General features: G+C 60.7%; 14 protein-coding genes. 7 read left to right on the top strand and 7 right to left on the bottom strand.

The features are described from left to right. Window positions 1-62: 62 nt before the first annotated feature. The 4 genes from rlmD to M5G26_RS22285 all read right to left on the bottom strand — a co-directional run bounded on the left by rlmD (window position 63) and on the right by M5G26_RS22285 (window position 4,925). Window positions 63-1,439: a 23S rRNA (uracil(1939)-C(5))-methyltransferase RlmD gene (gene rlmD / locus M5G26_RS22300; RefSeq protein ID WP_273916495.1), complete on the bottom strand. Its 1,377-nt coding sequence runs from the start codon at window positions 1,437-1,439 to the stop codon at window positions 63-65. Then, window positions 1,439-2,341: a cysteine synthase CysM gene (cysM, locus tag M5G26_RS22295; protein ID WP_166675007.1), complete on the bottom strand. Its 903-nt coding sequence runs from the start codon at window positions 2,339-2,341 to the stop codon at window positions 1,439-1,441. Before cysM ends, rlmD begins: the two co-directional genes overlap by 1 nt. A 450-nt stretch (window positions 2,342-2,791) precedes the next feature. Then, on the bottom strand, window positions 2,792-4,216 hold the full coding sequence (locus M5G26_RS22290) for a sensor histidine kinase (protein ID WP_273916494.1): 1,425 nt from the start codon (window positions 4,214-4,216) through the stop codon (window positions 2,792-2,794). Beyond that, entirely contained in the window at window positions 4,203-4,925 is a 723-nt protein-coding gene (locus tag M5G26_RS22285; protein ID WP_134178222.1) for a response regulator transcription factor, read from the bottom strand. The genes M5G26_RS22290 and M5G26_RS22285 overlap by 14 nt, the downstream gene beginning before the upstream one ends. 219 nt (window positions 4,926-5,144) lie before the next feature. Between M5G26_RS22285 and M5G26_RS22280 the strand changes: the two genes are divergently transcribed. Further along, entirely contained in the window at window positions 5,145-7,898 is a 2,754-nt protein-coding gene (locus M5G26_RS22280) for a response regulator (protein WP_134178250.1), read from the top strand. A gap of 82 nt (window positions 7,899-7,980) precedes the next feature. Then, window positions 7,981-8,970, top strand: a complete 990-nt coding sequence (locus M5G26_RS22275; protein ID WP_273916493.1) for a 2-hydroxyacid dehydrogenase — start codon at window positions 7,981-7,983, stop codon at window positions 8,968-8,970. 11 nt (window positions 8,971-8,981) lie between these two features. On the opposite strand, the gene M5G26_RS22270 is transcribed toward M5G26_RS22275, so the two are convergent. Further along, on the bottom strand, window positions 8,982-9,440 hold the full coding sequence (locus tag M5G26_RS22270) for a hypothetical protein (protein ID WP_273916492.1): 459 nt from the start codon (window positions 9,438-9,440) through the stop codon (window positions 8,982-8,984). Between the two features lie 133 nt (window positions 9,441-9,573). Here M5G26_RS22270 and M5G26_RS22265 point away from each other — a divergent pair, with 133 nt between their 5' ends. After that, window positions 9,574-10,008 (top strand): hypothetical protein, encoded by a 435-nt coding sequence (locus tag M5G26_RS22265; RefSeq protein ID WP_273916491.1) that lies wholly within the window; start codon window positions 9,574-9,576, stop codon window positions 10,006-10,008. Next, window positions 10,008-10,412 carry an META domain-containing protein gene (locus M5G26_RS22260; protein ID WP_123453349.1) on the top strand — a complete coding sequence of 135 codons (405 nt, stop codon included), beginning with the start codon at window positions 10,008-10,010 and terminating at the stop codon, window positions 10,410-10,412. Before M5G26_RS22265 ends, M5G26_RS22260 begins: the two co-directional genes overlap by 1 nt. Window positions 10,413-11,029: 617 nt before the next feature. On the opposite strand, the gene M5G26_RS22255 is transcribed toward M5G26_RS22260, so the two are convergent. After that, entirely contained in the window at window positions 11,030-11,497 is a 468-nt protein-coding gene (locus tag M5G26_RS22255) for a TlpA disulfide reductase family protein (RefSeq protein WP_102901697.1), read from the bottom strand. Between the two features lie 113 nt (window positions 11,498-11,610). On the opposite strand from M5G26_RS22255, the gene arsC reads away from it, so the two are divergent. From arsC to M5G26_RS22240, 3 genes are read left to right on the top strand one after another with little or no spacing between them, the layout of a single operon-like run. Then, on the top strand, window positions 11,611-11,964 hold the full coding sequence (gene arsC / locus M5G26_RS22250) for an arsenate reductase (glutaredoxin) (protein ID WP_273916490.1): 354 nt from the start codon (window positions 11,611-11,613) through the stop codon (window positions 11,962-11,964). Further along, window positions 11,961-12,557, top strand: a complete 597-nt coding sequence (gene wrbA, locus M5G26_RS22245; RefSeq protein ID WP_077574124.1) for an NAD(P)H:quinone oxidoreductase — start codon at window positions 11,961-11,963, stop codon at window positions 12,555-12,557. Before arsC ends, wrbA begins: the two co-directional genes overlap by 4 nt. 2 nt (window positions 12,558-12,559) lie before the next feature. Further along, window positions 12,560-12,985: a DUF2069 domain-containing protein gene (locus M5G26_RS22240; RefSeq protein WP_273916489.1), complete on the top strand. Its 426-nt coding sequence runs from the start codon at window positions 12,560-12,562 to the stop codon at window positions 12,983-12,985. A 79-nt stretch (window positions 12,986-13,064) separates the two neighbouring features. Here M5G26_RS22240 and M5G26_RS22235 read toward each other — a convergent pair whose 3' ends face one another. Continuing rightward, a complete protein-coding gene (locus M5G26_RS22235; RefSeq protein ID WP_095051058.1) occupies window positions 13,065-13,739 on the bottom strand; it encodes a DNA-3-methyladenine glycosylase I in 675 nt (224 codons plus the stop codon). Window positions 13,740-13,844: the final 105 nt, after the last annotated feature.

Below are 13,844 nucleotides of genomic sequence, written 5' to 3'. Positions count from 1 at the left end.
AATCGCTGATCCTTATTGTCCGTTTGCGCTCGCGGGGCTAAAGCGAGCGCTGCGCGGACAGATCAGGCGGATTCAGACGAGCCTTCCTGGCTCGCTTCAAATAACGCCATGGCCTCGACATGTGCCGTCTGAGGAAACATATCGAGAATCCCGGCACGTTTTAACCGGTAGCCCTGCTTGATCAATTCGACCGTGTCGCGCGCCAGAGTTGCAGGGTTGCACGACACATACACCAACCGTTTGGCACCCAGGGTCGCCAGCTTGCGAACCACCTCGAAAGCACCGTCACGCGGTGGGTCCAAGAGTACCGCAGAAAAGCCGTTTCCGATCCACTGGGCATCGGTCAAAGGCTGCGATAAATCGGCTTGAAAAAACTTTGTGTTATGCAAATTGTTACTGGCCGCGTTGGCTTCGGCGCGATCGACCATGGTCTGCACGCCTTCGACCGCCACCACTTCACGCACGCTTTTGGCCAACGGCAAGGCAAAGTTGCCCAGGCCACAGAACAGGTCCAGCACACGCTCATCACTACCCGGCTTCAGCCAGTCCAGCGCCTGCGCCACCATGGCTTCGTTGACGCCGGCATTGACCTGAATGAAGTCACCCGGCCGATACGCCAGATCCAGATCCCACTGTTCCAGGCGATAGCCCAGCGACTGGGTCGCATCGACCGGTTGCGGCTCGCCTTCGCCATGCAGCCACAGCTGCGCTTCATGGAACTGGCAGAAGTCCTTGAGGATGGTCAGATCCGCTTCGGACAACGGCGCCATGTGCCGCAGCAGCACCGCCAGTGACGAGCCGCTGAACAACTCGACATGCCCCAACGCTTGCGGTTTGCTCAAACGACGGAGCATCTCCGGCAAACGGGTCATGATCGGTTGCAAGGGCTGTACCAGCACCGGGCATTCGCTGATCGCGACAATGTCCTGACTGCCGGCGGCACGGAAACCGACTTCGAGTTTCTTCGCCTTCATGTCCCAGCGCACCGCAATCCGGGCGCGACGGCGATAGCCGAATTCGGGACCGGTCAACGGCGCTGCCCATTCTTCCGGTTCGACACCGGCGACACGCGACAATTGCTCGGCGAGCATGCGCTGTTTCAGGGCGAGTTGTTCGCTGTGGGGCAAATGCTGCACGCTACAACCGCCGCAACGGCCGGCGTGTTGACACGGTGCCGGGCGGCGCAGTTCGCTGGCCTTGAACACGCGCTCGGTGCGCGCCTCGACCACTTTGCCGTGGGCGCCGAGCACCCGCGCTTCGACCTCTTCACCGGCGAGGGCGCCGAGGACGAACCATGTTTTGCCTTCGAAAAACGCGATACCGCGACCGTCATTGGCCAGGCGCTCGATGCTCAAGCGCTGCTTTTTGCCGGTCGGAATTTGCGGCGCCTTGCTTCCGCCCGTGGGCTGGAAGCGCAGGCCTCTCTCATGCTTGGCCATCAGTTGGGCGCGTCGAAAATGCCGGTCGACAAGTAACGGTCGCCACGGTCACAGATGATCGCGACGATCACCGCGTTTTCAACTTCTTTGGACAGGCGCAGCATCGCCGCCACCGCACCACCCGAGGACACGCCGCAGAAGATACCTTCTTCGCGGGCCAGACGTCGGGTAACGTCCTCGGCTTCGCTTTGCGCCATGTCGACGATGCGGTCAACGCGGTCGGCCTGATAGATCTTCGGCAGATATTCCTGCGGCCAGCGGCGGATACCGGGAATGGCCGAGCCTTCCATCGGTTGCAGGCCGACGATCTGCACGCTGTCGCTCTGCTCTTTCAAGTAGCGCGACACGCCCATGATGGTACCGGTGGTGCCCATCGAACTGACAAAATGAGTGATGGTGCCCTGGGTCTGACGCCAGATTTCCGGGCCGGTGGTGGTGTAGTGCGCCTCAGGATTGTCGCCATTGGCGAACTGATCGAGCACCTTGCCACGGCCTTCGGCTTCCATACGCTGGGCGAGATCGCGGGCGCCTTCCATGCCCTCTTCCTGGCTGACCAGAATCAGCTCGGCACCGTACGCGGTCATCGCCGCTTTGCGCTCGGCGCTGGAGTTGTCGGGCATGATCAGGATCATTTTGTAACCCTTGATCGCCGCAGCCATGGCCAGCGCGATCCCGGTGTTGCCCGAGGTCGCTTCGATCAGCGTGTCGCCGGCGTGGATCTGCCCGCGCAACTCGGCGCGAGTGATCATCGACAGCGCCGGACGGTCCTTGACCGAACCCGCCGGGTTATTCCCTTCGAGCTTGAGCAATAGGGTGTTGCTGGTTTCACCGGGCAGGCGCTGCAAACGCACCAGCGGAGTGTTGCCGACGCAATCGGCGATGGTTGGGTACTGCAGGGTCATGGCGTATTCGCAATCCAGACGTGCGGGGGCGCCTATCATACCGGCAAACCCGCGCAGGCCATATCACGCAAAGTGCGGTGCTTATGGTTTATGGGAATAAGCAGCAATAGTCTCACCACTGGTGAGACTTTTACGCTGGGTCATTTTTGTTTGCGGTGATGCAAATGACCTCATCGCTGGCAAGCCAGCTCCCACAGTGACCCGTGTTGCTCTATTAATAATGTCAGCAGTGCAGACACTGTCTTGTATTGCTCAAACAATCTGCGGGTAAAACACACTCCCTATGGGATGGGAGTAAGCGATAAAAGTCGCACCAGTGGTGCGACTTTTGTGTTGAGCCATTTTCATTGGTGGTGATGCGCAGAGACTCTTCGCGAGCAGGCTCGCTCCCACAGGTAGTAGTGTCATTCGCAGAATAGTGTCAGCAGTGATGACACTATTAACTGTTGATCACACGATCTGCGGCGATCCGATTTCCAATGTGGGAGCGAGCCTGCTCGCGAAGGCGTCAGTCGACGCAACATCACCTTCAGCCACCAACCGCAGATTCAACCGCAACCCCGCCCCGCTGTTCTCCGCCCAAATACTTCCGCCCTGACGCTGCACGGCATTGCGCGCGATGCTCAGCCCCAAGCCAAATCCACCGTCGCCGGGCCGCGAGCCGTCGAGGCGGGTGAACGGCGAGAAGATCCGTTCCAGATCCCCTTCTGCTACGCCGCCGCCCTGATCTTCCAGCCACAGATGCCAGAAATCGCCATCGCGCCGTCCATCAAGACGCACAATCCCGCCCGGTGGCGAATGCCGAATGGCGTTGCGCAAAATGTTCTCCAACGCCTGCGCCAGCGTATTCAAGTTGCCACGCACCCAGCACGACGCCTCGACCGAACACTGCAATTGCAGACTCGGCCAGCCGCTTTCATAACAGGCATTGTCTGTGAGCATTTCCCAAAGCGCCTGAATCTGGATCGCTTCATCCGGCAGCGGCGTGCGGTCAGTGTCGAGCCAGGCCAGTTGCAAGGTGTCTTCGACCAGCCTTTGCATACCGTCAACTTCACGACCGATGCGCTCGCGCAATTGCGGCAGGCCTTGTTCACTTTCGCTGGCCACGCGCAGTCGGCTCAGCGGCGTGCGTAATTCGTGAGACAGATCGCGGAGCAATTGCTGTTGCAGAGCCACGGTGGATTGCAGGCGCTCAGACATCGAGTCGAATGCCCGCGCCAGTTCACCGAGTTCATCCGGCCGTTGGGTAATGCCGCTCGACAGCCGCACATTCAATTGATCGGCGCGCCAGGCGTTGGCCTGTTCGCGCAGGTTGTTCAGGGGCACGACCAGCAAGCGGTACAGACCGACACACAGCCATAACGTGAACAGCCCGGGAATCACGCCGTTAGTGATAACGCGCCAGAACAGCCGATATTTGCCCGGCAGGAATCGCTCGGGCAGTTCGATCACCAGGCTGCCGGCAGACGGCTCTTTGGGGAAAGGAATGCGCAACCACGGCCGGCCCTGTTTGTGAATCGGCCAGTCGAGGCCGCGCAGGAAGGTCAGGCGCTGCAACTCCTGATCATTCAGCGGGTCATTGCTCAACGACTGCAAGTTGCCGCCGATCACGCCGACCCAACTGGCCTCGCGCAATTCCATGCTCTGCAACCAGTCATCGACCCCGCTGCGTCCACCGCGCTGCCACGCCTGTTCCGCTTGTGCGGCATAACGAGTGAGGGTGCCGCGCGCTTCGTCGGAGAGGAACTGATTGCGCTCCTCCATATAACGGCCCCACGACCAGCTCAGCCAGATCATCAGCAGACAGAACGCGACCAGCAGAAACGCCAGCTTCCAGAACAGCGAATGCCGCCTCGGCAGTTCAGAGCGTTTCATCGGCGGCGCTCAAGACGTAACCCTTGCCCCAGACGGTGCGCACTTCACGCTCGATGTAACCGATGGCTTTGAGCTTGCGGCGGATCTGACTGATGTGCATGTCGAGGCTGCGGTCATGGGCCGCGTAGCCACGCTGCAGAACGTGCTGATAAAGGAAGGCTTTGCTCAGCACTTCTTCATCATTACGGTTGAGGGTTTCCAGCAAACGGTATTCGCTACGGGTCAGCCCGGCGGCTTGCTCGCGGAAAAACACATCGCACTGTTCGTCGTCAAAACGCAGCGTACCGGCCGCCACTGGCGCCGCCAGCGATGCCGGGCGTCGATCCAGCGCCACCCGACGCAGGATCGCTTCGATGCGCACATGCAACTCGGCCATGCTGAACGGCTTGGGCAAATAGTCGTCGGCACCCAGACGAAAACCGCTGATGCGATCCGCCTCGGCGCCGAGGGCCGACATCAGCAGCACCGGCGTCGAATGGCTCTGGCGCAATTGCGTCAACACATTCAAACCGTCCATGCCCGGCAGCAGGATATCCATCAGCACCACGTCGAACGGCTGGCGTTTGGCGATGCTCAGGCCTTCCTGGCCATTCTGGCACCAGGTAACCTGAAAGCCGCTGCGGCCCAGATGTTCGTGAACATAGGCGCCGAGCACCGGATCGTCTTCGATAGATAGAATGCGTGGCTGGCCGACGGAAACAGGAGTCATGAGTATCTGCAAGTAATTCTCAGTTGAGCGCGATTATTCAAGATTGTCGGACAGCGGGCAACACAAGGCTGCCCTTTCTGACAAACGAGCACCGGCGCCCTGACCCACCCTGACAGCATTTTTCCGGAGATTGCCTGCGAGCAAATCGCTACACTGCGCCCATGTCGCGTGCCGGATGCACGCATGAGTCAACAGATCAGCGGGATGCAGGAGATAGGCGTGCTCAAGAAACTGGGAATCAAAGGTCGCGTGTTATTGCTGACCTTGTTGCCGACCAGCCTGATGGCGCTGGTGCTGGGTGGTTATTTCACCTGGACGCAGCAGTCCGACTTGCAGAGCCAATTGATGCAACGCGGTGAAATGATCGCCGAGCAACTGGCGCCGCTGGTGGCCCCTGCCATGGGTCACGGCAACAGCGAGTTGCTTGAGCGCATCGCCACTCAGTCCCTTGAACAACCGGACGTGCGCGCGGTGACCTTCCTCGCCCCGGACCGCTCGCCGCTGGCCCACGCCGGCCCGACCATGCTCAATCAGGCGCCCAGCGGCGACAGCGCACATTTGCAACGGCGCAGTGGCAATGACGCGACGCGTTACCTGATGCCGGTGTTTGGCAAGCATCGCAACCTCGCAGGCGAATTGATCCCGCAAGAGTCCGACCGCTTGCTCGGCTGGGTCGAACTGGAACTGTCCCATAACGGCATGCTGCTGCGCGGTTATCGCAGCCTGTTTGCCAGTCTGCTGCTGATTGCCGCCGGTCTGGCGGGCGCGGCGTTGCTGGCACTACGCATGGGCCGCACCATCAACCGTCCGCTGAGCCAGATCAAACAAGCTGTCGCGCAGCTCAAGGATGGTCATCTGGAAACGCGTCTGCCGCCGCTCGGCAGTCAGGAACTGGATGAATTGGCCTCCGGCATCAACCGCATGGCCGGCACCCTGCAAAACGCCCGCGAAGAGTTGCAGCACAGTGTCGATCAGGCCACCGAAGACGTCCGGCAGAATCTGGAAACCATCGAAATCCAGAACATCGAACTGGATCTGGCACGCAAAGAGGCACTGGAGGCCAGCCGGATCAAATCCGAATTCCTCGCCAACATGAGCCACGAGATCCGCACGCCGCTCAACGGTATTCTCGGCTTCACCCATCTGTTGCAGAAAAGCGAACTGACCCCGCGCCAGCTCGACTATCTGGGCACCATTGAAAAGTCCGCTGACAGCCTGCTGGGAATCATCAACGAGATCCTCGACTTCTCGAAAATCGAGGCCGGCAAACTGGTGCTCGACCATATTCCGTTCAACCTGCGCGACCTGTTGCAGGACACCCTGACCATCCTCGCCCCCGCCGCGCACGCCAAACAACTGGAGCTGGTCAGCCTGGTTTATCGCGACACGCCGCTGTCGCTGGTCGGTGACCCGCTGCGTCTGAAGCAGATCCTTACCAACCTGGTCAGCAACGCGATCAAGTTCACCCGCGAAGGCACCATCGTCGCCCGGGCGATGCTTGAAGATGAACAGGACGACAGCGTGCAACTGCGCATCAGCATTCAGGACACCGGCATCGGTCTGTCGAACCAGGACGTGCGCGCGTTGTTCCAGGCGTTCAGCCAGGCCGACAATTCGCTGTCGCGCCAGCCCGGTGGCACCGGTCTGGGGCTGGTGATTTCCAAACGCCTGATCGAACAGATGGGCGGCGAAATCGGCGTCGACAGCACACCGGGCGAAGGCTCGGAATTCTGGATCAGCCTGAGCCTGCCCAAGACCCGCGACGACGCCGAAGACTTGCCGGCGGCGCCGTTGCTCGGGCGCCGCGTGGCGGTGCTGGAGAATCACGAACTGGCGCGTCAGGCCTTGCAGCATCAACTGGAAGATTGCGGCCTCGATGTCACGCCGTTCAACACTCTCGAAACCTTGACCAACGGCGTGACCGGCGCCCACCAGACCGATCAGGCGATTGATCTGGCGGTCATCGGCATCACCAGCAACGACATGCTGCCCGAGCGTTTGAATCAGCACATCTGGGACCTCGAACACCTCGGCTGCAAAGTGCTGGTGCTGTGCCCGACCACCGAACAGACGCTGTTCCATCTGTCGGTGCCGAACCCGCACAGCCAACTGCAAGCGAAACCGGCCTGCACGCGCAAATTGCGCCGCGCCCTGGCCGACCTGGTCAACCCGCGCCAGCCGCGCAATGAGCCGGGCGAACCGCTGTCGAGCCGTGCGCCGAAAGTGCTCTGTGTCGACGACAACCCGGCCAACCTGCTGCTGGTGCAAACCCTGCTCGAAGACATGGGCGCGAAGGTGCTCGCGGTGGAAAGCGGTTACGCGGCGGTCAAAGCGGTGCAAAGCGAATCCTTCGATCTGGTGTTGATGGACGTGCAGATGCCGGGCATGGACGGCCGCCAGAGCACCGAAACCATTCGCCAGTGGGAAAGCGAGCGGCACTGCACGCCGCTGCCGATCGTCGCCCTCACCGCCCACGCCATGGCCAACGAAAAGCGCGCACTGCTGCAAAGCGGCATGGACGACTACCTGACCAAACCGATCAGCGAGCGGCAACTGGCGCAAGTGGTGCTGAAATGGACTGGCCTGGCCTTGCGCAATCAAGGGCCGGAGCGGATCAGCGACAGTGCGGCGGGCAACCATGAGCTGCCAGTGCTCGATCACGAGGAAGGTTTGCGCCTGGCCGCCGGCAAAGCGGATCTGGCGGCGGACATGCTGGCCATGTTGCTCGCCTCACTGGAAGCCGACCGTGAAGCCATCCGCGCAGCACGTGACAGCCACGACCAGAATGCCTTGCTCGAACGCGTGCATCGCCTGCATGGCGCGACGCGCTACTGCGGTGTGCCGCAATTGCGCGCAGCCTGCCAGCGCAGCGAAACCCTGCTCAAACAGGACGACCCGAAAGCCACGCTGGCGCTGGATGAACTGGAACGGGCAATCAACCGCTTGGCCGCGCAAGCGAAGATCAGCGCCTGACCCACGGCAATGTCGGCCAACGCCGGCAACGCTAAAGTGGTCTCGGGTGATTCAATCCGTGTCGATGCTCCAGGAGGATTTCATGCGCACGATCGTTTTCAGTAGCCAGACCTACGACCGCGACAGCTTCCTCGCCGCCGATTGCCCGGCGGGTATCGAGTTGCAGTTTCAACCGGCCCGGCTCAGTCTCGATACGGCGGCGCTGGCCGATGAACATGAAGTGGTCTGTGCGTTTATCAACGACGACCTCAGTGCACCGGTGCTGGAGCGTCTGGCTGCCGGTGGCACGCGCCTGATTGCGCTGCGCTCGGCGGGTTACAACCATGTCGATCTGCCCGCGGCGAAACGTCTCGGACTGGCCGTGGTGCGCGTGCCGGCCTATTCGCCGCATGCGGTGGCCGAACACGCCGTAGCGCTGATCCTCGCGCTCAACAGACGTCTGCACCGCGCCTATAACCGTACCCGTGAAGGGGATTTCAGCCTGCATGGCCTGACCGGTTTCGATCTGGTCGGCAAAACGGTGGGGATTGTCGGCACCGGACAGATCGGCGCGACTTTCGCCAAAATCATGCACGGCTTCGGTTGTGAGTTGCTGGCCTACGATCCATTCCCGAATCCAGATGTGCTGGCGTTGGGCGCACGCTATCTGAGCCTGCCGGAACTGCTCGCGCAGTCGCGGATCATCAGCCTGCACTGCCCGCTCAACGAGCAGAGCAAACACCTGATCAACCGCGATTCACTGGCGCACATGCAGGCGGGCGCCATGCTCATCAATACCGGTCGCGGTGGACTGGTCGACACCCCGGCGCTGATTGACGCCTTGAAGGACGGCCAGCTCGGCTATCTCGGCCTGGATGTCTATGAAGAAGAGGCGCAACTGTTTTTCGAGGATCGTTCCGACCTGCCCTTGCAGGACGATGTGCTGGCGCGATTGCTGACCTTTCCCAACGTGATCATTACCGCGCATCAGGCCTTTCTGACGCGTGAAGCACTGGGTGCGATTGCCGCAACCACACTGCACAACATCGCGACCTGGGCGGCGGGAACGCCACAGAACCAGGTCGAGGGCTGAGAGTTTTCAGCTTATTTCGGTGAAAGCGAAGACGCCAGAATCAACAACGCCAGCCAGCCGAAGCCGAAGAAGCGCTGTTTCATCGAGTGGCCGTAGCGCAGCAGGAACCAGACGAAAACCATCGGCAGCAGGAAGATCATGATCTTCAGCCAGCCTTCCACCGGGCGACTGCCGTCGGCATTGGCCTGCTCAGTGGCCGGTTGCTCGGTTGGTTGCTGGCGCCGACGCCGCGCGGCGGCCGGCATGACTTTCGGTAAAGGTTGCGGTTCAGGCGCCGGAGCACTGACTTCGGGCACAGCCTTGTTACGCGGCAGACTGCCAAAAGAAATCGTCGACGGCTGAGCCGGTGCCGCGACTGCCTGCGCCGGGGCGTGAGCGGTTTGCTCCGCCATTGGAGCCCCGCAGTGAATGCACGCGTTGGCTTCGGAGCTGATGCTCTTCTTGCATTCATAACATTCGATCAGCGCCATGTTCCGTTCCTTCAGAGTCGAGGGCGGCAGTTTGCCATGAGCGCCCGTCGATTTGAACCGGATCGAAGGTCGCACGCGCGCATCATTCTGCAATCAAGCCCGTGCTAGCATGTCGCGCATATTTGGAGGACCCATGGTCGAACACGATTTCCGCTACACCCTGATGAACCCGCAACACACCCTCACCGAATGCCGCGCCCTTGTTCCGGGCCGCTATCAGGTCACTGGCAACGGTGGCTCGATTCGCATCGGTGACGCCTTGGTGGTCACCCTCAAAGGCAGCAAGGACTTGTCCATGCGCCTGACCGTTGAAACCGTCCGCCACCTGATCAACCCGCCGGGCCAATGGACCGCGATGACCACGGGCCCAGTGTTCGGCGAACTGGCGATCCACACCTGGCAGGTCAACTGCGACAGCTGCGCCAAAGAGCTGAGCTTCGAATTCGCCGTGGACGCCAAACTCGGCAAAGCCGCCGAGAAACCGGCCGCCACCGCGCGCATCGCCGAGCTGGGCTGGAAAGCCGTTGGCGACAAGCACCTGTGCCCGAAATGCCAGGAGCCTGCGTGATGAAACGCTTTGCCCTGACCGCTATGGTCGGTGTGGGTCTGGTGGGTTGCGCGGCAGAGCCTGTGCAACTGCAACAGAACCGCAGCTACATTCTGGAATGGATCGGCGAGCGGCCATTGATGGATTACAGCCATCTGACCGTGACCCTTGGCGATGATGGCCGCGCCTACGGCAACGGTGGCTGCAACCATTGGTTCGCGCCGTATACGCTGGACGGCGACAAGCTGACCTTCGGCAAGATCGGCAAGACCCGCAAACTCTGCGCGCCGGCGCTGATGGAGCAGGAACAACGCTTCCTGCAGGCGCTGGAGCATGTCGAACGCTGGGACATCTCGCCGATTGAGCAGATGCGCTTCTGGCCGGCTGAAGGCAAGCCGTTGCGCTGGTGGCTGGAAGAGGGTTAAGCCTCAGGATCGCCAAAGCCCTCATCGGAACGCCGCCCGCCTAGCCCTCTCCCAGAGGGAGAGGGACTGATTGGGGGATATTGGAGAGCTACGCCGACCTGAACGTGCGCAGCTGAATCCATAATCGACTGGATCTTTTAGGTCGGTGAGCCTGCCAAAGCCCTCACCCTAGCCCTCTCCCAGGGGGAGAGGGGACTGATTGGGGAATATTGGGGGGTTATTTAGGTTGGTGAGCCTGCCAAAGCCCTCACCCTAGCCCTCTCCCAGGGGGAGAGGGGACTGATTGGGGAATATTGGGGAGCTACGCCGACCTGAACGAGTGCAATTGAATCCATAATCGACTGGATCGTTTAGGTCGATGAGTCCGCCAAAGCCCTCACCCTAACCCTCTCCCAGAGGGAGAGGGACTGATTGGGGGATATTGAGGAAGTACGTCGACCTGGAAGGTTTCGCCGAATCCATAATCGATCGGATCCTGCACTGGCCTCCATAATCGACCGGATGTGGCTCTCGCGAATCCACAATCGACTCGATCTCTCAGGTCGATGTAACTCGCCAGACACCTCGGTCGGCCCCCTCTCCCCCTGGGAGAGGGCTGGGGTGAGGGGCTTTTGACGTTACTGGGTCGCCTGCAGAGCCTCAAGCTTGGCCATCACCCCCGCCGCCGTCTGCTCGCCCATCAACTGTTCACGCACCTTGCCCTTGTTGTCGATGATGTACGTCACCGGCAGCGCTTCACTGCGCGGCAACTCGAACAGCTCCGCCGGATCCTGCGCCAGCACAGTGAACTTGATGCCCAGTTTTTCACTGGCGTCTTTCAGCTCCACACCCTGCACATTGTCGAAGTTCACCCCGAACACGCCAACGTTCTTGCTCTTCAGCTCATCCGCCAAATGGTTGAGCTCCGGGATCTCGGTCCGGCACGGACCGCACCATTCGGCCCAGTAGTTGAGCACTACCCATTGTTTGTCCAAACGCTCGGACGCAACCTTCTGACCGTTCTGATCGATACCGTAATCATTGCCGCAGCCCCCCAGCATCAACGCCCCGATTATCGTCAATGCCGCTGCCAATCGCCGTGTCATGTCGTGTTCCTTGTGAAAATTTGAAGGCGCCTGCGACCCATTGCCTCCGAAGGTTCTGGATTGCGCGCTGCACAGTTAGAATAGCCGCCACTTTACGCCAGAAGCGACCCGCCATGACCGATCTGACGCTTTATCACAATCCGCGCTGCTCGAAATCCCGCGGCGCGCTGGAACTTCTAGAAGCCCGCGGCCTGACCCCGAACGTCGTGCGCTACCTCGAAACCCCGCTGAACGCAGCGCAAATCAAGGCCCTGCTCGGCAAACTCGGGATCGGCGCACGCCAGTTGCTGCGAACCGGGGAAGATGAATACAAGATGCTTCAGCTGGCGGACGAAAGCCTCAGTGAAGCGCAATTGATCGACGCCATCGCCCAGCACCCAAAACTGATGGAACGGCCAATTCTTGAAGTCGGCGACAAAGCCGTCATCGGTCGTCCGCCGGAAAATATCCTGGAGTTGTTGCCGTGAGCGCGCCGTACATTCTGGTGCTGTATTACAGCCGCAACGGCTCGACCAACGAGATGGCCCGGCAGATTGCCCGTGGTGTCGAACAGGCGGGTCTCGAAGCGCGCTTGCGCACCGTGCCAGCCATTTCCACCGAGTGCGAAGCGGTGTCGCCGGACATCCCGGACGAAGGCGCGTTGTATGCCACGCTCGATGACCTGAAGAACTGCGCGGGTTTGGCCCTTGGCAGCCCGACGCGTTTCGGCAACATGGCCGCACCGCTGAAATACTTCCTCGACGGCACCAGCAACCTGTGGCTGACCGGCGCCCTCGTCGGCAAACCGGCTGGCGTGTTCACCTCCACCGCCAGCCTGCACGGCGGTCAGGAAACCACCCTGCTGTCGATGATGCTGCCACTGTTGCACCACGGCATGCTCATCACCGGTCTGCCTTACAGCGAATCGGCGCTGTTGGAAACCCAGGGCGGCGGTACGCCATACGGTGCCAGCCATCACGCTGGGGCTGACGGTAAAAAAGGCCTCGATCAGCACGAAGTGGCGCTGTGCCGCGCGCTCGGTCTGCGTTTGGCCAAGACAGCGCAGAAGCTGGAGGGCTGACGGTGGCGAAAAAGCCGAAAGTCCTGCCCTCGGTCGAGTGGCTTGAACCGCGAGTGAAGGCGATGCGCGTGCTCAGCCTGCTGAGCTTTTTCGCCCTCGCCGGGCTGCTCGCTGCCTACTATTTGCTGTTCGCCGACCTGCACGGCGCACGGCCGTGGGTGATTCTGCTGGTCGAGCTGATCCCGTGGATTGTTCTCGCCCCGGCGATGATCATGGGCAGCGCCCGTGGGCATTCGTGGATGTGTTTTGTGGTGAATCTGTATTTCATCAAAGGCGCACTGGCGGCGTATGACCCGAGCAGACAGTGGTTTGGCGTGCTGGAGATGATCGCGAGCCTGGCGGTGTTCTGCTCGGCGCTGTTGTATGTGCGGTGGCGGTATCAGTTGAATCGCAAACTGGCGGGCGAAGGCGAGATCTCCGTCGCCTGATGGAAAAAGATCGCAGCCTTCGGCAGCTCCTACACTTGGGGCGCACTTCCCTGTAGGAGCTGCCGAAGGCTGCGATCTTTTAATGATTCACTGTATACGCGAGCATCATCGAAATCTGGCTCATCGCCCGTCCGCCGCTCTGCTCATGCCACTGGTTGAACGTGTCCTGGACAATTGCCAGATCACGCAAACTGGTCGGCACCTTGTCGACGATCTTCTGCGCATTCAGCGCCGCGACCACGTCGTAGCTCGGCACAAACGTGTCCTTGCCAACCATGCGCAAAAACCGTGGCGCCGACAGCCCGCCCAGTTGATGGCCGTGCTTTTTCAGGTACGTCCATAAACCGACGATATCGGTCACCGGCCAGTCGGCGATCAGCGCACCGAAACTGCCCTTCTCCTTCTCCACATCGAGAATGAACTGTGCATTGCGCGGCACGCTCTTGAGCTTGCCGAGGTGACGGATGATTCGCGCATCCTGCATCAGACGCTCAAGGTGTTCGGCACTCATCAGCACGACTTTTTCCGGGTCGAACTTGAAGAACACTTCCTCGAACGCCGGCCACTTGGCGTCGACCAGGCTGTGTTTGAGGCCTGCACGGAACACGCGCAGGGCCATGGTCGAGAGGTAGCGGTCGTCGCTGATCTTGCGCAGTTGTGCCGGGGTCTTGGGAACGGGCAGATGGGCTTCCAGTTCAGCTGCCGAACCGAAGCGGTTCAGACAGTATTCGTGCAGCCACTTGTAATCGCGCATGCCCTCTCCTATTGAATAAAGCGAAGAAACCAATGTGGGAGCGAGCCTGCTCGCGAAGTGGGAGTCTCAGTCAACAAATCAGTTGAATGACACACCGCTTTCGCG

The organism is Pseudomonas sp. TNT2022 ID642, from assembly GCF_028656995.1.
Lineage (GTDB): Bacteria > Pseudomonadota > Gammaproteobacteria > Pseudomonadales > Pseudomonadaceae > Aquipseudomonas.
The sequence above is the reverse complement of the archived record's forward strand: the minus strand, read 5'-3'. Positions and strand labels throughout refer to the sequence as shown.

Excerpts from the sequence above, each read along its gene's own strand:
- M5G26_RS22285 (WP_134178222.1), bottom strand. The coding sequence starts at position 4,925 with ATGACTCCTGTTTCCGTCGGCCAGCCACGCATTCTATCTATCGAAGAC.
- M5G26_RS22255 (WP_102901697.1), bottom strand. The coding sequence starts at position 11,497 with ATGACACGGCGATTGGCAGCGGCATTGACGATAATCGGGGCGTTGATG.
- M5G26_RS22235 (WP_095051058.1), bottom strand. The coding sequence starts at position 13,739 with ATGCGCGATTACAAGTGGCTGCACGAATACTGTCTGAACCGCTTCGGT.
- M5G26_RS22290 (WP_273916494.1), bottom strand. The coding sequence starts at position 4,216 with ATGAAACGCTCTGAACTGCCGAGGCGGCATTCGCTGTTCTGGAAGCTG.
- M5G26_RS22265 (WP_273916491.1), top strand. The coding sequence starts at position 9,574 with ATGGTCGAACACGATTTCCGCTACACCCTGATGAACCCGCAACACACC.
- cysM (WP_166675007.1), bottom strand. The coding sequence starts at position 2,341 with ATGACCCTGCAGTACCCAACCATCGCCGATTGCGTCGGCAACACTCCG.
- M5G26_RS22260 (WP_123453349.1), top strand. The coding sequence starts at position 10,008 with ATGAAACGCTTTGCCCTGACCGCTATGGTCGGTGTGGGTCTGGTGGGT.
- M5G26_RS22270 (WP_273916492.1), bottom strand. The coding sequence starts at position 9,440 with ATGGCGCTGATCGAATGTTATGAATGCAAGAAGAGCATCAGCTCCGAA.
- arsC (WP_273916490.1), top strand. The coding sequence starts at position 11,611 with ATGACCGATCTGACGCTTTATCACAATCCGCGCTGCTCGAAATCCCGC.
- M5G26_RS22275 (WP_273916493.1), top strand. The coding sequence starts at position 7,981 with ATGCGCACGATCGTTTTCAGTAGCCAGACCTACGACCGCGACAGCTTC.
- rlmD (WP_273916495.1), bottom strand. The coding sequence starts at position 1,439 with ATGGCCAAGCATGAGAGAGGCCTGCGCTTCCAGCCCACGGGCGGAAGC.